Annotated in this window: 20 protein-coding genes and 1 tRNA gene; 9 read left to right on the top strand and 12 right to left on the bottom strand. The window is 63.3% G+C overall.

Annotated features, from left to right (window positions below):
• Nucleotides 1–2 precede the first annotated feature (2 nt).
• Genes AC0NIL_RS01495 through AC0NIL_RS01505 form a run of 3 tightly spaced genes read right to left on the bottom strand, consistent with a single transcriptional unit; the run spans nucleotide 3 to nucleotide 3,495 of the window.
• Nucleotides 3–998 carry an ABC transporter permease gene (locus tag AC0NIL_RS01495; RefSeq protein ID WP_275954184.1) on the bottom strand — a complete coding sequence of 332 codons (996 nt, stop codon included), beginning with the start codon at nucleotides 996–998 and terminating at the stop codon, nucleotides 3–5.
• Nucleotides 998–1,996 carry an ABC transporter permease gene (locus AC0NIL_RS01500; protein WP_245268583.1) on the bottom strand — a complete coding sequence of 333 codons (999 nt, stop codon included), beginning with the start codon at nucleotides 1,994–1,996 and terminating at the stop codon, nucleotides 998–1,000. The genes AC0NIL_RS01495 and AC0NIL_RS01500 overlap by 1 nt, the downstream gene beginning before the upstream one ends.
• Nucleotides 1,993–3,495, bottom strand: a complete 1,503-nt coding sequence (locus AC0NIL_RS01505; protein WP_473573875.1) for a sugar ABC transporter ATP-binding protein — start codon at nucleotides 3,493–3,495, stop codon at nucleotides 1,993–1,995. Before AC0NIL_RS01505 ends, AC0NIL_RS01500 begins: the two co-directional genes overlap by 4 nt.
• A gap of 321 nt (nucleotides 3,496–3,816) precedes the next feature.
• Here AC0NIL_RS01505 and AC0NIL_RS01510 point away from each other — a divergent pair, with 321 nt between their 5' ends.
• The 4 genes from AC0NIL_RS01510 (at nucleotide 3,817) to AC0NIL_RS01525 (ending at nucleotide 7,347) form a co-directional block, all read left to right on the top strand.
• Nucleotides 3,817–4,491, top strand: a complete 675-nt coding sequence (locus tag AC0NIL_RS01510; protein WP_013528167.1) for a GntR family transcriptional regulator — start codon at nucleotides 3,817–3,819, stop codon at nucleotides 4,489–4,491.
• A 19-nt stretch (nucleotides 4,492–4,510) separates the two neighbouring features.
• Entirely contained in the window at nucleotides 4,511–4,840 is a 330-nt protein-coding gene (locus tag AC0NIL_RS01515) for an L-rhamnose mutarotase (RefSeq protein ID WP_275954186.1), read from the top strand.
• A 182-nt stretch (nucleotides 4,841–5,022) separates the two neighbouring features.
• Entirely contained in the window at nucleotides 5,023–6,534 is a 1,512-nt protein-coding gene (locus AC0NIL_RS01520) for a UxaA family hydrolase (protein ID WP_275954187.1), read from the top strand.
• Between the two features lie 66 nt (nucleotides 6,535–6,600).
• Nucleotides 6,601–7,347 carry an SDR family NAD(P)-dependent oxidoreductase gene (locus AC0NIL_RS01525; protein WP_013528170.1) on the top strand — a complete coding sequence of 249 codons (747 nt, stop codon included), beginning with the start codon at nucleotides 6,601–6,603 and terminating at the stop codon, nucleotides 7,345–7,347.
• Nucleotides 7,348–7,361: 14 nt separating this feature from the next.
• Here the strand turns inward: AC0NIL_RS01525 and AC0NIL_RS01530 are convergent, their stop codons facing one another.
• The 7 genes from AC0NIL_RS01530 to AC0NIL_RS01560 all read right to left on the bottom strand — a co-directional run bounded on the left by AC0NIL_RS01530 (nucleotide 7,362) and on the right by AC0NIL_RS01560 (nucleotide 15,214).
• Complete coding sequence (locus tag AC0NIL_RS01530) at nucleotides 7,362–8,267, bottom strand: dihydrodipicolinate synthase family protein (RefSeq protein WP_027164224.1); 906 nt, start codon at nucleotides 8,265–8,267, stop codon at nucleotides 7,362–7,364.
• A gap of 11 nt (nucleotides 8,268–8,278) precedes the next feature.
• On the bottom strand, nucleotides 8,279–9,991 hold the full coding sequence (locus AC0NIL_RS01535; RefSeq protein WP_224673661.1) for an IlvD/Edd family dehydratase: 1,713 nt from the start codon (nucleotides 9,989–9,991) through the stop codon (nucleotides 8,279–8,281).
• 13 nt (nucleotides 9,992–10,004) lie between these two features.
• Complete coding sequence (locus AC0NIL_RS01540) at nucleotides 10,005–10,784, bottom strand: SDR family oxidoreductase (protein ID WP_275954189.1); 780 nt, start codon at nucleotides 10,782–10,784, stop codon at nucleotides 10,005–10,007.
• On the bottom strand, nucleotides 10,777–11,667 hold the full coding sequence (locus AC0NIL_RS01545; RefSeq protein ID WP_473573876.1) for an aldose 1-epimerase: 891 nt from the start codon (nucleotides 11,665–11,667) through the stop codon (nucleotides 10,777–10,779). The genes AC0NIL_RS01540 and AC0NIL_RS01545 overlap by 8 nt, the downstream gene beginning before the upstream one ends.
• Before the next feature lie 13 nt (nucleotides 11,668–11,680).
• Entirely contained in the window at nucleotides 11,681–12,631 is a 951-nt protein-coding gene (gene araH / locus AC0NIL_RS01550) for an L-arabinose ABC transporter permease AraH (RefSeq protein ID WP_063169847.1), read from the bottom strand.
• Between the two features lie 11 nt (nucleotides 12,632–12,642).
• A complete protein-coding gene (araG, locus tag AC0NIL_RS01555) occupies nucleotides 12,643–14,154 on the bottom strand; it encodes an L-arabinose ABC transporter ATP-binding protein AraG (protein ID WP_473573877.1) in 1,512 nt (503 codons plus the stop codon).
• Between the two features lie 70 nt (nucleotides 14,155–14,224).
• Entirely contained in the window at nucleotides 14,225–15,214 is a 990-nt protein-coding gene (locus AC0NIL_RS01560) for an arabinose ABC transporter substrate-binding protein (protein WP_024501894.1), read from the bottom strand.
• A 256-nt stretch (nucleotides 15,215–15,470) separates the two neighbouring features.
• Here AC0NIL_RS01560 and AC0NIL_RS01565 point away from each other — a divergent pair, with 256 nt between their 5' ends.
• Both AC0NIL_RS01565 and dgoD read left to right on the top strand, forming a co-directional pair.
• Nucleotides 15,471–16,160 carry a FadR/GntR family transcriptional regulator gene (locus AC0NIL_RS01565; RefSeq protein WP_050596413.1) on the top strand — a complete coding sequence of 230 codons (690 nt, stop codon included), beginning with the start codon at nucleotides 15,471–15,473 and terminating at the stop codon, nucleotides 16,158–16,160.
• An 8-nt stretch (nucleotides 16,161–16,168) separates the two neighbouring features.
• On the top strand, nucleotides 16,169–17,317 hold the full coding sequence (gene dgoD, locus AC0NIL_RS01570; protein WP_127368303.1) for a galactonate dehydratase: 1,149 nt from the start codon (nucleotides 16,169–16,171) through the stop codon (nucleotides 17,315–17,317).
• Nucleotides 17,318–17,508: 191 nt separating this feature from the next.
• Here dgoD and AC0NIL_RS01575 read toward each other — a convergent pair.
• Together AC0NIL_RS01575 and AC0NIL_RS01580 are read right to left on the bottom strand one after the other, a co-directional pair.
• Nucleotides 17,509–17,584 (bottom strand) — tRNA-Ala (locus AC0NIL_RS01575).
• A gap of 172 nt (nucleotides 17,585–17,756) precedes the next feature.
• Nucleotides 17,757–18,146: a TIGR02300 family protein gene (locus AC0NIL_RS01580; protein WP_013528180.1), complete on the bottom strand. Its 390-nt coding sequence runs from the start codon at nucleotides 18,144–18,146 to the stop codon at nucleotides 17,757–17,759.
• Nucleotides 18,147–18,352: 206 nt separating this feature from the next.
• Here AC0NIL_RS01580 and aroA point away from each other — a divergent pair, with 206 nt between their 5' ends.
• The 3 genes from aroA (at nucleotide 18,353) to rpsA (ending at nucleotide 22,335) form a co-directional block, all read left to right on the top strand.
• On the top strand, nucleotides 18,353–19,711 hold the full coding sequence (gene aroA / locus AC0NIL_RS01585; protein WP_013528181.1) for a 3-phosphoshikimate 1-carboxyvinyltransferase: 1,359 nt from the start codon (nucleotides 18,353–18,355) through the stop codon (nucleotides 19,709–19,711).
• A gap of 67 nt (nucleotides 19,712–19,778) precedes the next feature.
• Nucleotides 19,779–20,423, top strand: coding sequence for a (d)CMP kinase (cmk, locus tag AC0NIL_RS01590; RefSeq protein WP_013528182.1), 645 nt, complete (start codon nucleotides 19,779–19,781; stop codon nucleotides 20,421–20,423).
• A 214-nt stretch (nucleotides 20,424–20,637) separates the two neighbouring features.
• Nucleotides 20,638–22,335, top strand: coding sequence for a 30S ribosomal protein S1 (gene rpsA, locus AC0NIL_RS01595; RefSeq protein ID WP_013528183.1), 1,698 nt, complete (start codon nucleotides 20,638–20,640; stop codon nucleotides 22,333–22,335).
• Nucleotides 22,336–22,376 lie beyond the last annotated feature (41 nt).

A 22,376-nucleotide genomic window follows, 5' to 3' on the forward strand; every position in this document is an offset into this window, starting at 1 on the left:
AATCATGTGTTTCCTCCTTGAGTGATTGGATTGTCGCGAACGAGCGCCGGGCGCGTGCCCGGAGCCCTCCCCTTGGTGGTAACGGCCCGATCGAGCACGACGAGCAGGATCAGGATAAGCCCGGACACGACCTGCTGGACGTATGCGGGAACGGACTGGAACTCCATCGCGATGGTCAGCGAGCCGATCGTCAGCACGCCGCCGAGCGTGCCGAGCGCGGATCCCTTGCCGCCTTCGAGACGAGTCCCGCCGACAACGACCGCGGCAATGACGGCGACCGTCAGTTCCGAGCCGAAGACAGGCGAGCCGGTGTTGGTGACGAGGCTCTGGAGAACCCCCGCCAAGCCGGCAAGCGTGCCGGCAAAGACAAAGCCGAGAAAGACGATACGGTCCGAGGCGATACCGCTTTCCTTGGCAGCCGCCGGGTTGGACCCCACCGCAAAGACGTTGCGCCCAGGTATGGTGCGCGTCAGCCAGAAATGCAGCAGCACGATCAGGGCGATGAACAGCACGCTGCGGAGGGTGAAGACATCGAGATAGATCTTGGCCAGCGCCAGGGAGAGCATGATGTCGGTTCCGGTCACCGGCTGGCTGTTGGTGATCCAGTGCGCGAGTGAGCGGAAGATCAGCATCGTCGCGAGCGTCAGCACGAGCGAATTCACCTTCAGGCCGACGACCAGCATGCCGTTGATGGCGCCTGCCAGGGTACCGACCAGGATGCCGGCGATCGCGGCAGGCAGGATGCCGATCTCTCGCTGCAGGATGACCGATACGATGCCGGCCAGGGCAAACACCGCGCCACCGGAGAGGTCGATCTGGCCCGATATCAAAAGCACCGTCAGGCCGACCGCGATCAGGCCGATCGTCGCCGCCCGGTCGAGACCGAGGCCGAGGGTCGATGCCGAGAGGTAGCCGGGGACCAACAGCGCGGAAATGACGAGCGTCAGGCCGAGAATGATGACGACGCGATGCTGCGAGACAAGCGAAAGAAAACGCATCACGCCACGCCCCGCTTGCGCAGCGCCGCATCCATGCCGACGGCACCGACGATCAGGATGCCGAGCAGGAAACCCTGGATTGGCGTGCGCACACCGTCGAGCACCATGACGTTGGTCAGCAGTTGCACGAAGATGAGGCCGGCAATGGCCCGCGGCACCGATCCGAAGCCGCCGACGATCGACACGCCGCCGACCACCACCGCCGTGATGGCGCTGAATTCGTAGCCGCCGCCGATGAGCGGCCGCGCGCTCTGCAGCGTCAGCCCGAGCAGGCCGCCGCTGATGCCGGAAGCCAGTGCGGTGATCACGAAGGCGCCAGCCTTCACGGCCCGCACCGGAACCGCACTAGCCTCGGCGGCGCTGTAATTGCCGCCGGTGGCGAGCGTCCATCTGCCCCAGAAGGAGCGGGACAGGACGAAATGGCCGACAAGGGCGATGACCAGGAAGATCAACACCACGACCGGAATGCCGAACAGCCGGCCCTTGGCGAATTCGGCTGAGGCGGGATTGCTGCCATAGACGATGACCCCGCCGACAGCCGCCTGGACGATGCCCAGTCCGATCGTGCCAACGCCGAGCGTGGCAATGATGGGATTGATGCCGACATATCCGACCAGGCCCCCGTTGAGCAGGCCTATGAGGCCCGCGAGACCCACCGCCAGCAGGAACGCCGGCAGCGGCCCGATCATCGGCTGCAGCCCGAGCGACAGGATGGCGCCGCAGGCGATGGTGGCCGGCACCGACAGGTCGGCCAGGCCGCCGACCACGAGCACGAAGGTCATGCCGACGACGACGATGCCGACGATGGACATCGAAGTCAGGACGTTGAGCAAATTGCCTGACGTGAAGAAGGCGGGGCTGACGAGGGAGCCGTAGAGCATCACGGCGACGATGGCGAAGGCGAGCCCCGCCTTCGACAGGACATCGACAAGCCTGCTGCCACGCGTAAAGCGGTCGTTGCGGTTCACGCCACCGATCTCCATGGCCGCTTCGCTCAAGCCATCTCCTCCCCGGTGGCCAGCGCCATGATGCGCTCCTCGCTCAATTCGCTGCGCAAGAGAGGCTCGGAGGCATAGCCATCGCGCATCACCACCACGCGGTCGCAGACTCCGAGGATTTCGGGCAGTTCCGACGAGATCATCACGACCGCCATGCCGCCGGCGACGAGTTGGCCGATGATGTGGTGGATCTCGGCCTTGGCGCCGACGTCGACGCCCCGCGTCGGCTCGTCGAGGATCAAGGCCGAAGGTTTGGCGGCAAGCCATTTGGCGAGGACCGCCTTCTGCTGGTTGCCGCCCGACAGAAGGCTGATGCGCCGTTCGCCGTCGGGCGGTGAAATAGAAAACTGTTTCACCGAATCCCGGGCAAGCGCGCGATCGGCGCTGCGGCTGATGCGTCCGAAACGGGTCAGGCGGCGCAGGATGGGCAGGCTGATGTTTTCCCGGACCGACATTCCAGGCACGACGCCATCGCCCTTGCGATCTTCCGGAACATAGGCAATGCCTGCCCTGACCGCCTGGGATGGCGAGTTGATCGAGACCTCGCGTCCGTTGACGCTGACCGTGCCCTCGACAAGCCGCGACAGGCCGAAGATTGCGCGGGCAACCTCGGTGCGGCCAGCGCCCACCAAGCCGGTCAAGCCCAGTATCTCGCCGGCGCGCACATCGAAGCTGACATCGCGGAAGCGCTGTCCGTCGCTGATATGCTCCACGCGCAACACGGACTTGCCGATCGCGGCCGGACTTTTCGGGAAGACATTGCTAACTTCGCGACCGACCATCAGCCTGATCATATCGGCAGCCCTTATGCCCTTGATCGGACGCGTCTCGATCATTGAGCCATCGCGCAGCACCGTCACCTCATCGGCGATTTCGAGCACCTCCTTCAGCCGATGGCTGATGTAGACGATGGCGATGCCGTCATCGCGCATCTTGCGCAGGATCCGGAACAGCGCCGCCGTCTCATGCTCGCTGAGGCTGGATGTCGGCTCGTCCAGCACGATGATCCTCGGCTGCGCCGCATAGGCCTTGGCGATCTCGACGAGCTGCTGCTGGCTGATAGAAAGGTTGCCGAGCCGTTCACGCGGATTAATGGCCGCTCCGAGCTCGTCGAGGACGGCAGCCGCCGCCCTGACCATCTCGCGCTTGCGCAGAAAGGTCCATTTGCCGGGCATGCGGCCGAGATAGACGTTCTCGGCGACGGTCAGGTCGGGGACCAGATTGATTTCCTGGTGCACCATGCGGATGCCGAGCGCCTGGGCGTCGGCGGGCCGGCGCATGCGCACCTCGGCGCCACCGACTTTGATCGTGCCGCTGGTGGGCGCGTAGGATCCGTTGAGGATCTTCATGAGCGTCGATTTGCCGGCGCCGTTCTCACCCACGACCGCATGAACGGTGCCGAATTTCACGGCAAAATTGACGTTGGACAGAGCCTTCACGCCTGGAAAGTTCTTGCTGATGCCTCGCATATCCAAGGCGCAATCGGCGGCGACGGTCATATCTGGCTAGGTTCCTCCTGGCGGCCGTCCGGTGCGCTACATCGGCCTTCGATATGTTAGTATAATAGCGGTGCAAACGCAGTTCGGGCTTCTTCGAACAAGCTTGAATGGCCTACGCTGTTGAAGATCCAGGCCTCAGTCCCGCTGAATTTTCCATCGCTCATCCTCACTATTGCACTAATATAACAGTTCTGGCAAGCTGGATTCCGGCGGGTCGTCATGACGTGGTGCGTCCCCGACCCCAGGCTTGTATTGGATGCGTTCCAATTGACATTCTAGTATTATCTGGCCATTTCTGGTGAACGAAGACACGGATTTGCAATGGACCTGGATCCTTCGACGCTCAATCGGGCTCTTCCGCTCCGCGATCAGATCTACCACAAGATCCGCAACCTGATCGTCGTCGGGCAGTTGAAGCCGGGAGAAGTCATCAACGAGGTCGCCATCGCGGAGGCCCTGGGGGTGTCTCGCACCCCCGTTCGCGAAGCGGTCAAGCGCATCAGCGACGAGGGCCTGGTCAAGATCCTGGCGCAGACCGGCACCTATGTTGCTCCGATCAGCCGGGCCGACCTGGAAGAAGCCTATGTCATCCGGCGGGCACTGGAGATGGAAAGCGCCCGACGCGCGGCCGCCAAGTTCACAGCGGCAGCCAGCGAATTGCTGGAAGACAACATGGCGGCGCACCGGCTTGCCATATCCCGCGGCAGATATGCCACCGCGATACAACTCGACGATGTCTTCCACCGCACCATAGCCGAGATCTGCGGCCTGCCGATGATCTGGAGAGCCGTCGACATCTCGAAGGCACAGATGGATCGCGGGCGCTATCTCGCTATCCCAAGACCGGGTTATGGCGAACAGACGATCGAGCAGCACGAGGCCATTTTCGACGCGCTGAAGCGCCACGACGCCGAGGGTGCGGCACGGGCCATGGAACATCATCTCGAGACGTCGTTCCGCAACACGCTCGAAGTCGCCGCCGACCTTCTCGGCTGAAGCCCCGCGAGCAACCAGCATGCAAAGAATGGGACTTTGTATCGGCGTGAAAGCCGAGGCGATCGCGGACTATAAGCGCGTCCACGCCGCCGTCTGGCCCGAAGTGCTCGACGTCATCAGCCGCGCCAACATCAGCAACTATTCGATCTTCCTGCGCGAACCGGAGAACCTTCTGTTCGCCTGCTGGGAGTATTACGGCAGCGACTTCGCCAGGGATGCAGCGCGGATGAGCGAGTCGCCGGCCATGCGCAAATGGTGGGAACTGTGCGGCCCCATGCAGACGCCGCTGCCGACGCGCGCCGACGGCGAATGGTGGGCGGCCATGGAAGAGGTCTTCCATCTCGATTGACCAGAACGTTATCGGGCAGTCGCTTCCCGGATATGCCCCAACGACGTGGCGACCGGTCCGTCTTTCATGACGACCTCATCCAGTCTCCGGCCTTGACCTCTGACATTCTATTATATTAGTATTCCAAATCATTTCTTGTCTCTCGACCTCCTGTCGCGGAGAACTTTTTCAGAGTTTGGGTCATGGCGCGGTTCATCAAGCTTTCGGGGGCCGACAACATTCTTCTGGCGATCGATCCGTTGAAGATCGGCGAAAAAGCCGGTGACGTGGCTGCCAGGGCATGCATACCGCGCGGGCACAAAATGGCCTTGCGCGACATCGGCTCGGACCAGCCGATCGTGAAATACGGCCAGACCATCGGTTTTGCGCGGGAACCAATCGTCGCCGGCGACTGGGTTCACGAGCACAATGTGTATCTGCGAAATTTCGAACGCGACTACGTCTTCGGCACGAATACCAGGCAAACCGAGATCGTTGCCGAGGCCGAGCGCGCTACTTTCATGGGTTACCGCCGGCCGAGCGGCAAGGTGGGCACGCGCAACTTCATTGCCGTCCTGACCTCGGTGAACTGCTCTGCCAGCGTCGCCCGGTTCATCACCGACGAGGTCAACCGATCTGGCATCCTGCGCGACTATCCCAATGTCGACGGTATCATCGCACTCGTCCACGGCACTGGCTGCGGCATCGACACCAAGGGTCCCGCTTACGACCTGTTGAAAAGGACGCAATGGGGCTTTGCCACGAACCCCAATATCGGCGGCGTGCTGATGGTCGGACTCGGCTGCGAAGCGTTCCAGATCCCGCGCTGGATGCAGTCGTACAACATCGAGGAGAGCACGATTTTCCGCACGATGACCATCCAGGAAACCGGCGGTACGCGAAAGACGGTCGAGGCTGGCGTGAAGGCGATCGTCGACATGCTGCCTACAGTGAACGCCGCCGAAAGGACGCCGCGACCAGCCTCCGAACTGGTGCTTGCGCTGCAATGCGGCGGATCGGACGGTTACTCCGGCATCAGCGCCAATCCGGCACTAGGTGCTGCGGTGGACCTGCTTGTCGGGCAAGGCGGTACGGCGGTGCTCTCGGAGACGCCCGAGATCTATGGCGCCGAACATCTCCTCGCCTTGCGCGCCGAGAGCCGCGCGGTGGGCGAAAAGCTGATCGAACGCATCCGCTGGTGGGAGGATTATACCGCCAGGCACGACATGGAGATGAACAACAACCCTTCGCCCGGCAACAAGCTGGGTGGGTTGACGACCATCCTGGAGAAATCGCTCGGCGCTTCCGCCAAGGGCGGCACCACCAATCTGCGGGCGGTGCTGGAATATGCCGAGCCGATCAACGAGCGCGGCCTCGTCTTCATGGATACGCCCGGCTACGACCCGGTCTCGGCCACCGGGCAGGTCGCCGGCGGCGCCAACATATTGTGCTTCACCACCGGCCGCGGTTCGGCCTTCGGCTGCAAGCCGACGCCCTCGATCAAGCTTGCCTCCAACACCTTCATCTTCGAGCAGATGCGCGAGGACATGGATATCAATTGCGGAGACATACTGGACGGCGTCTCGCTGGCCGAGAAGGGCGAGGAGATCTTTGCCGAGATCCTGCGCGTCGCTTCCGGCGGGCGCACCAGGTCGGAAGCGCTCGGCTATGGCGACAACGAGTTCGTGCCATGGAGCCTTGGCGCGACCATGTAGCGATCGCCGGCCTGCACAGGCCGGCCTTTATCCCGGAAGTAGCTCAAACGGAAAGAACCGCTCGACATGAACAGGATCGATCTTGACGGCCAGCACGCTGTGGTCACCGGTGGCGCCCAAGGCCTCGGCTTCGCGATGGCCAGGCGTTTCGTCGCTTCCGGCGCGACGGTCAGCTTGTGGGATCTCGATGAGGCCCGCCTCGAAACCGCCAAGAAGGAACTCGGCAACGCTGCCACGACAGAGATCGTGGACGTCGCCGATTGGACGTCGGTGGACGCGGCGCGCGCCAGGACCGAAGATCTGGCCGGCAAGATTTCCATTCTGGTCAATTCCGCCGGAATTGCCGGCCCTGCCGCCCCGCTCGACGTCTACGACATCGAGACGTGGAAGAAGGTCATCGACGTCAACGTAAACGGTACGTTCTACGTCAATCGCGCCGTGGTTCCCGGAATGAAGGAGCGCAATTACGGACGGATCGTCAACATCGCTTCGGTCGCCGGCAAGGAGGGCAACCCCAACGCCTCCGCCTATTCAGCCTCGAAGGCGGCGGTCATCGGCTTGACCAAGTCGCTCGGCAAGGAACTGGCGCAGTACGACATCGCCGTGAACTGCATCTCGCCGGCCACGGCACAGACGCGCATCCTCGAACAGCTGACGCCGGAGCACATCGAATATATGCGCTCGCGCATTCCGCGCGGCCGCCTGCTGGAGGTCGACGAAGCCGCGGCGATGGTCGCCTGGCTCGTCTCCAAGGAGAACAGTTTCACGACCGCCTCCACGTTCGACCTGTCGGGTGGGCGGACGACCTATTGAAGGGCAGTTGCCGTTCAGCCAGGCAACCGACCGAGGCCAGCCGCAAAGCGCGCCACCATCGCCACGCCGGTCTCGTTGGGCCGCATCGCCGGAGCCCGGTCGTGTATCGGGATGCCTGCGCGGGCGCCGAACAGCCGCTTGCCGTAGCAGATCAGGTTCTCGATGCCCTGCATGACGAAGACCGCTGCCGGCAGCATTCTTGCGTACTCGGCCTCGGCCGTCGCTTCGTCACCGATCCGAAACGCATTGTAGGCGCGCACGGCGAGGTCGATGCCATCAGGCGCCAGGATCATGCCGCGGCAACCGATGCGGAAATTGTCGATCAGTTCAAGGCCGCCGCGTCCGTTGAAAACGGGTATCCGGCCTTCGGTGCGTTCGATCAATCCGGCAATGTCGGTGACAGGGCCTTCGCCCTTGATCAGCCTTATGTTGGGATGAAGCGTGACAAGTTCGCGGATTTCGTCCGATGACAGGCCGCGCCCGAAAAACGCCGGCGCGTTCTGGATCGCCACCGGCAGGTCGGTTGCCTCGGCGACGCGGCCGAAGAACCTGGTGTATTCCAGCGCACCATAGGATCCGACCGGCGGCGGCTGCAGGATCACCCAATCCGCTCCCACGCTTTCAGCATGGCGAAGCTGTGCCACCTGCTCAGCCACCGAAGCGCCGAAGATGGTGAAGGCAAGCGGCACTTTTCCAGCCGTATCTTCCGCCGTCCAGTCCATGATCGTCCGGCGCTCGGCCTCGGTCAGCTTGGCGACTTCCGTCGCCAGGCCGAGCGCCGCCATGCCGTGCACGCCCGTCGCCAGGCAGATCTCGACCTGCCGACGCATCGCCGCGCGGTCCAGTTGTTCGTTCGCGTCAAAGAGCGCGTAGAGAATGGCGTGAATGCCGTGGAAATCGTCAGGCCGGAAATTGGGCATGCTGGTCGGCCTCAATGGCTTTCGCGTGGAATGGCGTGGCCACGGCATCCGACGAGAAAGTCGAGATCGGCGCCGCGGTCCGCCTGCAGGACACGGTCGACATAGAGGCCCTGATAGCCGCCGCGCATCGCCGGGACGGGCGGTAGCCAGGATTCACGACGCCGCGCCAGCTCCTGTGCCGACACGTCGAGATGCAGCTTCCTTGCTTCGACGTCGAGCTCGATGAAGTCGCCGCTCCTGACCAGCGCCAGCGGGCCGCCGATGGCGGCTTCGGGTGCGGCATGCAGCACGACGGTGCCGAAGGCGGTGCCGGACATGCGGGCATCGGAGATGCGGATCATGTCGCGGACACCCTGCTTCAGCAGCTTCCGGGGCAGCGCCATGTTGCCGACCTCGGCCATCCCCGGATAGCCCTTGGGGCCGCAATTCTTCAGCACCATGATCGACGCTTCGTCGACGTCGAGCGCGGGATCGTCGACGCGCGCCTTGTAGTCGTCGATGTCCTCGAAGACGACGGCGCGGCCGCGATGCTTCATCAGGGCCGGTGACGCGGCTGACGGCTTGATGATGGCGCCGTCGGGCGCCAGATTGCCACGCAGCACCGCGATACCGCCATTGGGAGTAAGCGCCTTGTCGCGCGGGCGGATCACCTCGGGATTGTAGTTTTCAGCGTCACGGATGTTGTCGCGCACGGTCTTGCCGGTGACGGTCAGCACGTCGAGATCGAGCAGATCGCCAATCTCCTTGATGACCGCCGGAATGCCGCCTGCGTAGCAGAAGTCCTCCATCAGGAAGCGGCCTGACGGCATCAGGTCGAGGATGGTCGGTACATCGCGGCCATACCGATCCCAATCGTCCAGTGTCAGTTCGGTGCCGACGCGGCCGGCAATCGCCAGCAGATGCACGACCGCATTGGTCGAGCCGCCGATGGCACCATTGACACGGATGGCGTTGGCGAAAGCTTCTTTCTTGAGGATGGCGGACGGGCGGAGATTCTCATTGACCATCTCGACGATGCGCCGCCCCGTCATGCGGGCGATGCGACTGCGGCGCGCGTCGACCGCCGGATAGGCAGCGTTGCCCGGCAGCGCCAGGCCGAGCGCTTCGACCATCGAGGCCATGGTCGAGGCCGTGCCCATGGTCATGCAATGACCCGGCGAGCGTGACATGGCACTCTCGGCATTAGCGAAATCCTGCTCGCTCATCACGCCGGCGCGGACATCCTCGGAGAATTTCCAGACATCGGTGCCGGAACCTATCTCGCGGCCCTGGAAACGGCCATTGAGCATCGGCCCGCCGGAAATGACGATCGACGGCAGGTCGCAGGAGGCCGCGCCCATGACCAGCGACGGGGTGGTCTTGTCGCAGCCTGCCATCAGCACGACACCGTCCATCGGATTGCCGCGGATCGCTTCCTCGACATCCATCGAGGCGAGATTGCGGAACAGCATCGCCGTCGGGCGCAGATTGGATTCGCCGCAGGAGAAGACCGGGAATTCCAGCGGCAGGCCGCCGGCTTCCAGCACGCCCGCCTTGATGTGCTCGATCAGGCCACGGAAATGCACGTGGCAAGGCGTGAATTCGGAGAAGGTGTTGCAGATGCCGATCACCGGGCGGCCGTCGAAGGCATCGTCGGGCAGGCCGTTGTTCTTCATCCAGCTGCGGTGAATGAAGGCGTCCTTGCCCTGCCCGCCGAACCAGTGCTGCGATCGTCTCTTGGTCATGATTTCCCGGAATTCAGGCTGGATGCTGGAGCTGGCTCAGCCCACCATCTACGACGAGCGTGGCCGCATTCATGAACGGGCACTCGTCGGAAATCATGAACACCGCAGCCAGCGCAATCTCGCGCGCCGTGGCGATGCGGCCGCCAGGATGTAGCGCCATGGTGTTGGCGCGTGCTGTGGCCGGATCGGCAAAGCTGTTCCAGTAGTCGATCGCCTTCTGGGTTTCGACATAGCCGGGCGCCAGCGCGTTCACGCGCACGCCTTGCACCGCATATTCGAGCGCCAGCGATTTGGTCAGGCCGAGCAGCGCGTGCTTGGCGACCGGATAGGGAAAGGTGTGTGGGATGATGGTGAGGCTGTGCGTCGAGGCGATGTTGAGGATGGCGCCGCCGCCGCTCGCGATCATGCCCGGCAACACCGCCTTGCTGCAATTCCAGGCGCCCTTGACGTTGACGTCGAAGTTGCGGTTCCATTCCTCCTCGGTCGCCTCGAGCGGCGTCGAGAACACATTGACCCCGGCATTGTTGATCAGCGCGTTGATGGGGCCGATCTCGGCGGCCGCTTGGCTGACGACAGCGGCAATCGCGGCACCGTCGCTGATGTCGGCTGCCGCATGCCCGACATGGCCGCGCGGCACGGCGAGGCCCGCGACGGTCTTGTCCAGCAGTGCGCCGTCGCGGTCGACCAGGAACAGTCTTGCGCCTTCGGCAAGGCAGGCCTCGGCGATCGCCAGCCCGATGCCTTGCGCGGCGCCGGTCAGGAAGATGCGTTTGCCGGAAAGGCGCTCAGCCATGGTTGTCGCTCCAGTCGAAGACGGTCATTGCGAATCTTGCTCTGAGAACCTCGCCGGGGGAAAGTACCTTGATCCCCATTGGGTCGGCATCGAAATGCTTCAACGCACTTGGGGTATGGCTCATCGGCTCCAGGCAGAAGAAGCTTCGGTCCGTGTCCGGCGCAAAGAGCATGTAGCGGTCGAGCTCCGCGTCCGCCTCGATGTCGATCCCCAGACAATGCTCCGGCCAGATGATGCGCGCGATGCCGCTCCACCCTTCGAAGCCATTGTTCAGCCAACGGTCGGGCAAATGGCGCGGCGTTGAGAAATCGACATCGTCGGCAATGGCGCTCCTGGACGCTGGAAGGTGCCCGTCGCGCTCTGTCCACCAGGTTTCGGCCGGCGCAAACAAGGTCGTCCGCGGCGTGCGCGGAAAGAATGGATGGAAACCGAGGCCGAATGGCAGTGGAATGACGCCGGTATTTTCGACGGCAAGCCGGAGTTCCAGCCGCGCGCCGGCGAGCCGGAACGACTGTCGCGCATGGTAGACATAGGGCGAGTCGACGCCGCGCGGATGATCGAAGGCCAAATGGAGGCGGTCGACGCGATGCTCCTCGACCTTCCAGTTCGCCTGCCAGCCGTCACCGTGAATATAGAAAGGATCAGTCGTGTTGGGCGCCAGCGTGAAGTTTTGACCGCCGCAGGAAAACGCATTGCCCTCGACGCGATTGCCGATCGGCACCATCGGAAAGCAAGCGCAGTGCACAACGTCGAACTCGGCCTCGCCTTGGTAGGGACGCAGGAATGGCACCCCGTCGGCCGTATGGCCGTTGACGATTGCGCTGCCAGAGGGGCTGATCTCGACGCACAGCCGATTGCTTTCCAGTAGTATTCCAGCCGACATGCCCTGCCCCGAGTCAACGCCGGCCCAAAGCCGACGAGCGCAGATTGTCGAGCAGCACGGCCAGCAGCAAAATAACGCCGCGCACGATGTACTGGTAAAAGGCCGGGATGTTGAGCAGGTTCATGGCGTTCTCGGCGATGCCCATGATCAGCACGCCGACGATGACGCCCGACATGGTGGCGCGGCCGCCGGCAAGCGAGACGCCGCCGAGCACGCAGGCCGAGATGACCGAGAGTTCCAGTCCGACCGCCGCGTTGGGCTGGCCCGAGGTGATGCGCGACGCCAGCAGGATGCCGGCGATGCCGCAGACGACGCCTTGCAGCGCAAAAATCCAGATGCGCGTCCGGTCGACATTGACGCCGGCAAGGCGCGAAGCCTCCGGATTGCCGCCGATGGCCAATGTGTTCTTGCCGAAGACGGTGCGGTTGAGGACGAAGCCGAAGATGAAAAACAGGATGGCGAGCACCCAGACCGGCGTCGGAATGCCGAGCAGTTTGGACAGCGCGAGCTGGTAGAAATCCGGGCTGTTGATGCCGACGGCGCGGCCGTCGGACGCAATCAGCGCAAACCCGCGCACGATCTGCATGGTGGCCAGCGTCGTGATCAGCGCGTTGATGCGGAATTTGGCGATGACGACGCCATTGATGAAGCCGACGAAGGCGCCGCTGGCAATTGCCGCCAAGAGGCCAAGCAGGATCGAGCCGGTGTAATTCGACGCCATCACAGCGACCATGCCGGCAAAGGCGACGATGGAGCCGACCGACAGGTCGAAGTCGCGTGCGGCAAGGCAGAACATCATGGTGCAGGCGACGATACCGACGGTGACCACCGACTGCAGCAGGCCGAGCATATTGCGGTCGGTGAGGAAATTCGGCACCAGAGCCGAGACCAGCGCGAAGGCGACGACAAAGATGACGACGAGGCCCTGTTCGCCGAGCAGGATTTTTTTCAACTGGTCGGTCATGCCAAAAGTCCTCAAGATGCGATCGCGTCGGGGGTTTTCTGATCGGGGAGAGCGGCGGCCAGGATCGCCCTTTCGGCGAACTGGTCGCGGGTGAGCTCGGCGCTGACGCGGCCGCCGCACATCACCAGAATGCGATCGCAGATGCCCATCACCTCCGGCAGTTCGGACGAGACGACAACGATCGCCATGCCGTCCTGCGCAAGCTGGTAGAGCAGTTCATAGATTTCCGATTTGGCACCGACGTCGATGCCGCGCGTCGGCTCGTCGACAATGAGAACCCGCACCCCTTGTTCGGACAGCCAGCGGCCAAGAATGACCTTCTGCTGGTTGCCGCCGGAGAGGTTGATGATGTCCTGCTTGCGCGACGGCGTGCGCACCTTGAGCTTCTTGATGAAGGTTTCGGCGGTGGCGATCTCGCTGGCGCGGTTCAACACGCCGAAGCGCGTGTGATGGCGCCGCGACGAGATGTTGATGTTCTCCTCGACCGAGCGGCCCTGGATGATGCCGTCATGCTTGCGATCCTCCGAACACAGCACGATGCCGGCCCGGATCGTACCACGCGGATCGGTGGCAGGGACCAGCTTGCCATCGACGGTGATGGTGCCGCCCGAGCGCGGATCGGCGCCATAGACCAGACGCATCAGTTCCGAGCGCCCGGCGCCGATCAGGCCGAAGAAGCCGACGATCTCGCCTGCCCTCGCCTCGAAACTGGCCGGCGTCTTCAGTTTGGGGCCGCTGAGAGCGTCGACCTTCAGGCGGACATCGCCCGTTTTTCGTGCGCGAAAACCCCAGATATCCGAAATCTCGCGGCCGACCATTTCGGCGACGACCTGGTCGCGGGTGACGCCTTTCAGCGACGCATGGTGCGCCGCCAGCTTGCCGTCGCGCAGCACGGTCAGGCTGTCGCAGAGCCGGAACACTTCGTCGAGCCTGTGCGAGACGTAGATGATGACCTTGCCCTCGCCGCGCAGGCGGTCGATCAGGGCAAACAGGATTTCGCTTTCGCGCGAGGACAGCGACGAGGTCGGTTCGTCCAGCGCGATAACGCGTGCGTCGAGCATGATCGCCTTGGCGATCTCGACCATCTGGCGTTCGCCGATGGACAGCGTCTTGACCTTGCGGCGCATGTCGATGTCGATGCCGGCCGATTTCAGCTTGGCGCCGACGTCGTCCAGCATCCGGCGGCCGGCGATGATGCCGGCGTTGGCAGGGAAACGACCGAGGCTGAGATTTTCGGCAACGGTGAGTTCAGGAACCAGCTGCAGTTCCTGATGAATGACGATGACGCCATTGTCGAAGGCATCCCGGGTCGACGTATAGGCCTGAACCCTGCCGTCGATGCGGATCTCGCCCTGATCGGCATGCTGGTCGCCGCACAGTATCTTGATCAGGGTGGATTTGCCGGCGCCGTTCTCGCCCATCAGCCCATGCACGGCGCCTTTGTCGACGCCGAACGAGACGTCCGACAGCGCCTTGACGCCCGGATAGGTCTTGGTGATGTGCGAGAAGTCGAGAAAGGACACGGGCAGCGATCCTCTTATGGAATGGCAAACAGGCGGCGGGATGAGCCGCCGCCTGTTTGTACAGGGAGGATTATTCGATGCCGAGGCCCTGGCGGACCTTCTGGTAGTCGTCGCGCTTGGCGAGTGCACCGGAAGTCAGGATCAGCTTCTCCGGCTCCTTGTTGCTGGCAACCCAGTCATACATGTTGAGCGCCGTTTCGTAGCCATGACGCTTCGGCGAGATGATCACGGTGCCGACGAAGCCGGTGGCCGTCGGCTTCTTGAACTCGTTGATCGCCGAATCCGCGCCGCCAATGCCAACGCCGATCACGCTATCAGCGGGGATGCCGACGCTTTCGGAGGCACGCACCGCACCCAGCACCGCTTCGTCGTTGAGGCCGAAAGAAACCCACTTCTTGATCTCGGCATGGGCGTTGAGCACGACGGTCGCCGCATTGAGGGCAGCTTCCGTATCGGTCTTGGCCTGAGGGGCGTCAAAAATGTTCTCGGCCTTGAAGCCGTTTGCCTTGAGCACCGAGATGGCGCCTTCGACGCGGTCGACGGCGGTCGGCAGTTGGTCGTAAGAGACGCGGATGGCGCCGACCTCGTCGGCCTTCCAGCCGCGCGCCTTCATCTCGTCGACGATCGCCTGGCCGACCGCCTCGCCGATCTTGGTTGCCGAGATGCCCATATGCGGCACGTCTTCCAGCGCCTTGCCGTCGGCGCCGACCAGGCGGTCATCGACAGTCATCAGCTTGAGATTGTTGGCGGCGGCCTTGGCGACGATGCCGGGGCCGAGCTTCACGTCGGGCGTGCAGACGATGAAACCCTGCGCGCCCTGGGCGCCGAGATTGTCGATGGCCGACATCAGCTTCTCACCGTCTTCGGCGCCGATCTTGACCAGGGTGAAGCCCTTTTCCTTGGCGGCCTGATCAGCGAACTTCCATTCGTCCTGGAACCACGGCTCCTCGGGCTGTTTGACGATGAAGCCGATTTTGGTGTCCTGAGCATATGCAGCGATGGTCGTGACGGACAGCACGGCAAGCGCGCCCGCGACGAGCGCGGTCTTCAAAAGTCGCATGATTACCTCCCAGCGATGACCGGGCGCTCAGCCCGGATGCCGGAGTCTCTAATCGCTTTTATCATACTCGTCAATTGATCTGGTATGATAATTAATGTACATGCTCTGACCAGCGATCGCTGGCGCAATTGATCCGCATCCGTTAAGGCCGAACCGGTTGTGCGAAACCAGCGGTTCGCCGCCTTGGAGGAGGGCTGAGGTGACCGGGACTTTGAAGAAACCGCAAGGCGACACAGCCACTCGCCGCCCGCGCGTCATGCCCGACGTGACCAAGGCGATTGCCTCGGACATCTTTTCCGGGCGCTATCCGGCCGGCTCCTCACTGCCGACCGAAAACGAGCTCGGCGTCGAATACAGCGTCAGCCGCACCGTCATCCGTGAGGCCCTGAAAGTGTTGGCGGCAAAAGGGCTGGTGCTGTCGCGGCCACGCGTCGGCACGATCGTCTGCAACGAGGACGACTGGAACATCATCGACCCGCAGGTGCTGGCCTGGCACGCGCCGCATGCACTGGACGACAAGCTCTTCGACGCCATTCTTGAGACTCGCCGGGCCATCGAGCCGCTGGTTGCCGAACTCGCCGCCACGCGCGCGACGCTGCAGGAGATCGCCGATCTCGAAGCCACCTGGCGCGGCATGGCCGGCGCCGGCGAGGATCTCGCCGCCTTCTCGCGCAGCGACATCGCTTTCCACCAGATCGTCTATGCCGCGAGCCACAACCCGATCTTTCGCCAGATCGGTAATCTCATCGACACCGGGCTGAAATTCTCGCTGGAGGCGACGGCGGTGATTTCGCTCGACCGGCGCATGGAGGCCGTGGCGGCGCACCGCGAGGTGGTCGAGGCGCTGCGTATGCGCAATGCCGATGCCGCGCGTGGCGCGGCAAACAAGATCCTCGACCTCGCGGCGCGCGACCTCGTCAGCGCCAAGAAACTCAAGAGCAACTGAGACTGCGCATGAAAATCATCTCGCTCACCACCTACATCGTTCCGCCGCGCTGGCTGTTCCTGAAGATCGAAACCGATGCCGGCGTCACCGGCTGGGGCGAGCCGGTGGTCGAAGGCCGGGCGCTGACCGTCGAGGCGGCGGTCAAGGAGCTTGGCGATTATCTCATCGGCAAGGATCCGCGGCTGATCGAGGACCACTGGACGGTGATGCACCGCGGCGGTTTCTACCGCGGCGGCCCGATCCTGATGAGCGCCATTGCCGGCATCGACCAGGCACTGTGGGACATCAAGGGCAAGGCGCTCGGCGTGCCCGTGCACGAACTGCTCGGCGGCAAGCTGCGCGACTCGATCAAGGTCTATTCCTGGATCGGCGGCGACCGCCCGGCGGAGGTCGCGGCCGGCGCCAGGGAAATGGTTGCGCGCGGTTTCCTGGCGCTCAAGATGAACGGTACCGAAGAACTGCAGATCGTCGACAGCCATGACAAGATCGACGCCGCTGTCGAACGCGTCGCCATGGTGCGCGAGGCCGTCGGGCCCAACATCGGCATCGCTGTCGATTTTCATGGCCGCGTGCACCGGCCGATGGCGCGTGCGCTCGTCAAGGAACTCGAACCCTATAGGCTGATGTTCATCGAGGAGCCGGTGCTCAGCGAAAACCGCGAGGCGCTGAAGGAGATCGCCGCGCTTGGCTCGACACCGATCGCGCTCGGCGAGCGGCTCTATAGCCGCTGGGACTTCAAGTCCGTGTTCGAGGAAGGCGTCGTCGACATCATCCAGCCCGACCTGTCGCATGCCGGCGGCATCACAGAATGCCGCAAGATCGCGGCGATGGCGGAAGCCTATGATGTCGCGGTCGCGCCGCATTGCCCGCTCGGGCCGATCGCGCTTGCCTCGTGCCTGCAGCTCGACGCGGTCAGCTACAACTGCTTCATCCAGGAGCAGAGCCTCGGCATCCACTACAACGCCGCCAACGACCTGCTCGACTATGCCGCCAACAAGGATGTCTTCCGCTACGAGGATGGTTATGTCGCCATTCCCGACGGCCCGGGCCTGGGTGTCGAGATCGACGAGGATTATGTCAAGGAACGTGCCAGGGAAGGCCACCGCTGGCGCAACCCGGTCTGGCGCCACAAGGACGGTTCCTTCGCCGAGTGGTGATCGGGCTGGCTTTCAGACTCCAAGCATCCAGGAATAGTGAAGACTTTGTCCGGCGAGCAGTTGCTCTCGAGAAATGGCTCGTTCGTTCGGTTTGATCGAGGGGCTTTCAGCGGCATTGCCTGAATTGACCATCAAACGCAGATGACCGCAGTGCGGCACATTCATCGGCTGCGAATTGCAGAGGGACTGTTTGGTGGAGCCAATCGGGATCGAACCGACGACCTCTTGAATGCCATTCAAGCGCTCTCCCAACTGAGCTATGGCCCCACTTCCGGCAGTCAACCGGCGCCGTTTCCGGCGAAGAGATCCGGCGCGGGTTGGAGACCGCGCCGTTAGTGCAGGCGGCTTCTAACCCCGCCCTTCTCAGATATCAAGCCTTCGAGAGTCGCTTTTTCTTCACAGTCCTCGAAAGCCCGCAAACGCCCGCTTTCAAGGCCGATCAGACCTCGTCGTCGTCGTCGCCGACGCCGATCATGTCGGCAACGTCGTCATCTTCTTCCTCTTCGTCGGCGAGGAAGGTGTCATCTTCGTCGTCGCCGAGATCAACGTCGTCCTCGTCGTCGCCAAGATCCGGCAGGTCGTCGCCCTTGACGTCCTCATCTGCCTCTTCGAGCGAGACGACCTCAACGCCTTCTTCTTCCTCGGCGTCCACTTCCTTCTCGGCCACTTCCTCTTCCTCCTCGAGAGCGGCAATCTTGCCTTCCTCGAAATAGGAACGCGGATAGGTCTTGCCGGTGTAGGGCGAGACGATCGGGTCCTTGTTCAGGTCGTAGAATTTTCGGCCCGTCTCCGGGTCGATACGTTTTGTGCCAAGTTCGGTTTTTGCCACGGCAAGCCTCGTCAATAAAAGAGTGGTCCCCTTAACCACAGTTTGCAGCGCTGTCAAAGCGAAAAGCCGGCGTCACAAAACCATGCATTGAAAGGCCTCGCGTGAAGTGACGACCATGGGGATGACCATTTCGGCCCACCGTGGTACGAGACCGCCGCAACAAATGAAAAGCGCCGGCCCGCCGGCATTCCGTCCAGGGAAATTCCATGTCTCACGCCGCCGCCCCCAAGCCGGCCACCGCCCGCCAATCCCCAGCCCTTTCCGGCATCGCGCGCGTGCCGGGTGATAAGTCGATCTCGCACCGTTCCTTCATGTTCGGCGGCCTCGCCTCCGGCGAGACCCGCATCACCGGCCTGCTCGAAGGCGAGGACGTGATGCGCACGGGCGCGGCCATGAAGGCAATGGGCGCGCATATCGAGAAGAACGGCGACGAGTGGGTGATCCGCGGCACCGGCAACGGCGCGCTGCTGCAGCCGGAAGGCCCGCTCGATTTCGGCAATGCCGGCACCGGCTCGCGGCTGACCATGGGCCTTGTCGGCACCTATGACATGGAGACGACCTTCATCGGCGATGCCTCGCTGTCGGGCCGGCCGATGGGCCGTGTGCTGGAACCCTTGCGCCAGATGGGCGTGCAGGTGCTGAAGGCGACGCCGGGCGACCGCATGCCGATCACACTGCATGGACCCAAGCATGCCGCACCGATCACCTATCGCGTGCCGATGGCCTCGGCGCAGGTGAAGTCCGCAGTGCTGCTCGCCGGCCTCAACACGCCCGGCATCACCACGGTGATCGAGCCGGTGATGACACGCGACCACACCGAAAAGATGCTGAAGGGGTTTGGCGCCAATCTGTCGGTCGAAACCGACGAGCGTGGCGTGCGCCACATCTTCATCGAAGGCCAGGGCAAGCTGACCGGCCAGACCATCGCCGTGCCGGGCGACCCGTCCTCGGCCGGCTTCCCGCTGGTGGCCGCCCTGATCGTGCCGGGTTCGGACATCACGATCGAAAACGTACTGATGAACCCGACCCGCACCGGCCTGCTTTTGACGCTGCAGGAGATGGGCGGCAACATCGACATCCTCAACCCGCGCAATGCCGGCGGCGAGGATGTCGCCGACCTGCGGGTACGTTACTCCGAGCTCAAGGGCGTCATCGTGCCGCCCGAGCGGGCGCCGTCCATGATCGACGAGTATCCGGTGCTGGCGGTCGCTGCGAGCTTCGCCGAGGGCGAAACGCTGATGCAGGGGCTGGAGGAGCTGCGGGTGAAGGAATCCGACCGGCTGTCGGCCGTCGCCAACGGGCTGACGCTCAACGGCGTCGACTGCACCGAGGGCGAAGCTTCGCTTGCCGTGCGCGGCAAACCGGGCGGCAAGGGCCTTGGCGGCCATCCCAACGGCAAGGACACCACCGTGCAGACCCATCTCGACCACCGCATCGCCATGAGCTTTCTGGTCATGGGGCTGGCGACGGAAAAGCCGGTGACCATTGACGACGCCGCCATGATCGCGACCAGCTTTCCGGAGTTCATGGGGCTGATGACGGCGCTGGGCGCGGAGATCGGGTGACGGTCGTGGCAACCAATAGCCTTGGTACGTTGGCAGGCCAGCGCCCAACCCTTTCGGCGGTCTGCCAATGACACACGTCTTCACCATCGCCATCGACGGCCCCGCCGGCGCCGGCAAGGGCACCCTCGCCCGCCGGCTGGCCGACCACTACCGCCTCAACCTGCTCGACACCGGCCTCACCTACCGTGCCGTGGCCTATGCGCTCATCCAGCACGCGCTGCCGCTCGACAATGTCTCGGCGGCTGAAACCGCTGCCCGCCAGGTCGATCTGGCAAAGCTCGACCGGACGGTCTTGTCGGCGCATGCGGTCGGCGAGGCGGCCTCCAAGGTCGCGGTGTACCCGACCGTGCGGCGCATCCTCGTCGAAAAGCAGCGCGACTTCGCCAAGACGCCGCCGGGTGCGGTGCTCGACGGGCGCGACATCGGCACCGTGGTGTGCCCCGACGCCGACATCAAACTCTATGTGACGGCGAGCGCCGAGGTGCGGGCACAGCGCCGGCTGGCCGAGATCGAGAGCATCGGCGGGACCGCTGATTTTACCGAGATCCTCGCCGATATCATGCGCCGCGACGAGCGCGACATGGGTCGAGCGGACTCACCTTTGAAGCCGGCCGCCGACGCGCACTTGCTTGATACCAGCGAAATGGCTATAGAAGCCGCGTTTCTTGCAGCCATGGCGATCATCGATGACGTCTTGGCCAAGAGAGACTAGGCCTGATCCGGGTTTTTCCCTCGTCTTTCCGTTGTCGGAGGCGAAGAAAATACCCATATCGGGCACGAACCAGCCTGCCAGCATTCTTCATGCGCCGGAATTGCCGCTTAAAGAGCGGCCCAGGGCTTTTGTAGCCCGGAACGCCGGCAGGCCAACGCAACGCTAACCCACGGCGCCCGTCCCGCTTGAGATGCGGGGCACTCCAGGAGAAACAATGTCAGCTGCAAATCCCACTCGCGATGATTTCGCGAGCCTGCTCGAAGAATCATTCACCACCGGTCACTCCGGCGAAGGCCAGGTCGTCAAGGGCACGATCACGGCGATCGAAAAGGACATGGCCATCATCGACGTCGGCCTCAAGGTCGAAGGCCGCGTGCCGCTGAAGGAATTCGGCGTCAAGGGCAAGGACACTACCCTCAAGGTTGGTGACACCGTCGAAGTCTATGTCGAGCGCATTGAAAACGCGCTTGGCGAAGCAATGCTTTCCCGTGAGAAGGCCCGTCGCGAAGAGAGCTGGGTCCGCCTCGAAGAGAAGTTCACCAAGGGTGAGCGCGTCGAAGGCGTTATCTTCAACCAGGTCAAGGGCGGCTTCACGGTCGACCTCGACGGCGCCGTGGCCTTCCTGCCGCGCAGCCAGGTCGATATCCGCCCGATCCGCGACGTCTCCCCGCTGATGCACAACCCGCAGCCCTTCGAGATCCTCAAGATGGATCGCCGCCGCGGCAACATCGTGGTGTCTCGCCGTACCGTGCTCGAAGAGAGCCGCGCCGAACAGCGTTCGGAAATCGTGCAGAACCTCGAAGAAGGCCAGGTTGTCGAAGGCGTCGTCAAGAACATCACCGATTACGGTGCGTTCGTCGACCTCGGCGGCATCGACGGCCTGCTGCATGTCACCGACATGGCATGGCGCCGCGTCAACCATCCGACCGAAATCCTCAACATCGGTCAGACGGTCAAGGTGCAGATCATCCGCATCAACCAGGAAACCCACCGTATCTCGCTCGGCATGAAGCAGCTCGAGAGCGATCCGTGGTCCGAGATCGGCACCAAGTTCCCGATCGGCAAGAAGATCAAGGGTACCGTCACCAACATCACCGACTACGGCGCGTTCGTCGAGCTGGAGCCGGGCATCGAGGGTCTCATCCACGTTTCGGAAATGTCGTGGACGAAGAAGAACGTGCATCCCGGCAAGATCCTGTCGACGACCCAGGAAGTCGACGTGGTGGTGCTCGAGGTCGATCCGGCCAAGCGCCGCATCTCGCTCGGCCTCAAGCAGACGCTCGAGAATCCGTGGCAGGCTTTCGCCTCGAGCCATCCGGTCGGCAGCCAGGTCGAGGGCGAGGTCAAGAACAAGACCGAGTTCGGCCTGTTCATCGGCCTCGAAGGCGACGTGGACGGCATGGTGCACCTTTCCGACCTCGACTGGACCCGTCCGGGCGAGCAGGTCATCGAAGAGTACAATCGCGGCGACATGGTCAAGGCGCAGGTGCTCGACGTCGACATCGACAAGGAGCGCATCTCGCTCGGCATCAAGCAGCTGGCCAAGGATACGGTCGGCGAAGCGGCGACTTCAGGCGAACTGCGCAAGAACGCGGTCGTCACCTGCGAAGTCATCGGCGTCAAGGATGGCGGTCTGGAAGTGCGGCTGGTCGACAGCGGCATCGAAACCTTCATCAAGCGCTCCGACCTGAGCCGTGACCGCGACGAACAGCGCCCCGAGCGCTTCACCGTCGGCCAGAAGGTCGATGCCCGCGTCATCGCCTTCGACAAGAAGACCCGCAAGCTGCAGGTCTCGATCAAGGCGCTGGAAATCGCCGAAGAGAAGGAAGCGGTCGCTCAGTACGGCTCGACCGACTCCGGCGCTTCGCTGGGCGACATCCTGGGTGCCGCGCTGAAGAAGCAGGGCAGCTAAGTCTTCGCACCGCGAAGCCTTCGCACAGGCTCCAAAACAAA

The organism is Mesorhizobium sp. WSM1343 (assembly GCF_055901535.1).

Coding starts and splice junctions, on each gene's coding strand:
- dgoD (WP_127368303.1), top strand. CDS start 16,169: ATGAAAATCATCTCGCTCACCACCTACATCGTTCCGCCGCGCTGGCTG.
- araH (WP_063169847.1), bottom strand. CDS start 12,631: ATGACCGACCAGTTGAAAAAAATCCTGCTCGGCGAACAGGGCCTCGTC.
- AC0NIL_RS01540 (WP_275954189.1), bottom strand. CDS start 10,784: ATGGCTGAGCGCCTTTCCGGCAAACGCATCTTCCTGACCGGCGCCGCG.
- rpsA (WP_013528183.1), top strand. CDS start 20,638: ATGTCAGCTGCAAATCCCACTCGCGATGATTTCGCGAGCCTGCTCGAA.
- AC0NIL_RS01545 (WP_473573876.1), bottom strand. CDS start 11,667: ATGTCGGCTGGAATACTACTGGAAAGCAATCGGCTGTGCGTCGAGATC.
- AC0NIL_RS01495 (WP_275954184.1), bottom strand. CDS start 998: ATGCGTTTTCTTTCGCTTGTCTCGCAGCATCGCGTCGTCATCATTCTC.
- aroA (WP_013528181.1), top strand. CDS start 18,353: ATGTCTCACGCCGCCGCCCCCAAGCCGGCCACCGCCCGCCAATCCCCA.
- AC0NIL_RS01520 (WP_275954187.1), top strand. CDS start 5,023: ATGGCGCGGTTCATCAAGCTTTCGGGGGCCGACAACATTCTTCTGGCG.
- AC0NIL_RS01560 (WP_024501894.1), bottom strand. CDS start 15,214: ATGCGACTTTTGAAGACCGCGCTCGTCGCGGGCGCGCTTGCCGTGCTG.
- AC0NIL_RS01525 (WP_013528170.1), top strand. CDS start 6,601: ATGAACAGGATCGATCTTGACGGCCAGCACGCTGTGGTCACCGGTGGC.
- AC0NIL_RS01510 (WP_013528167.1), top strand. CDS start 3,817: ATGGACCTGGATCCTTCGACGCTCAATCGGGCTCTTCCGCTCCGCGAT.
- cmk (WP_013528182.1), top strand. CDS start 19,779: ATGACACACGTCTTCACCATCGCCATCGACGGCCCCGCCGGCGCCGGC.
- AC0NIL_RS01505 (WP_473573875.1), bottom strand. CDS start 3,495: ATGACCGTCGCCGCCGATTGCGCCTTGGATATGCGAGGCATCAGCAAG.
- AC0NIL_RS01565 (WP_050596413.1), top strand. CDS start 15,471: ATGCCCGACGTGACCAAGGCGATTGCCTCGGACATCTTTTCCGGGCGC.
- AC0NIL_RS01530 (WP_027164224.1), bottom strand. CDS start 8,267: ATGCCCAATTTCCGGCCTGACGATTTCCACGGCATTCACGCCATTCTC.
- AC0NIL_RS01515 (WP_275954186.1), top strand. CDS start 4,511: ATGCAAAGAATGGGACTTTGTATCGGCGTGAAAGCCGAGGCGATCGCG.
- AC0NIL_RS01535 (WP_224673661.1), bottom strand. CDS start 9,991: ATGACCAAGAGACGATCGCAGCACTGGTTCGGCGGGCAGGGCAAGGAC.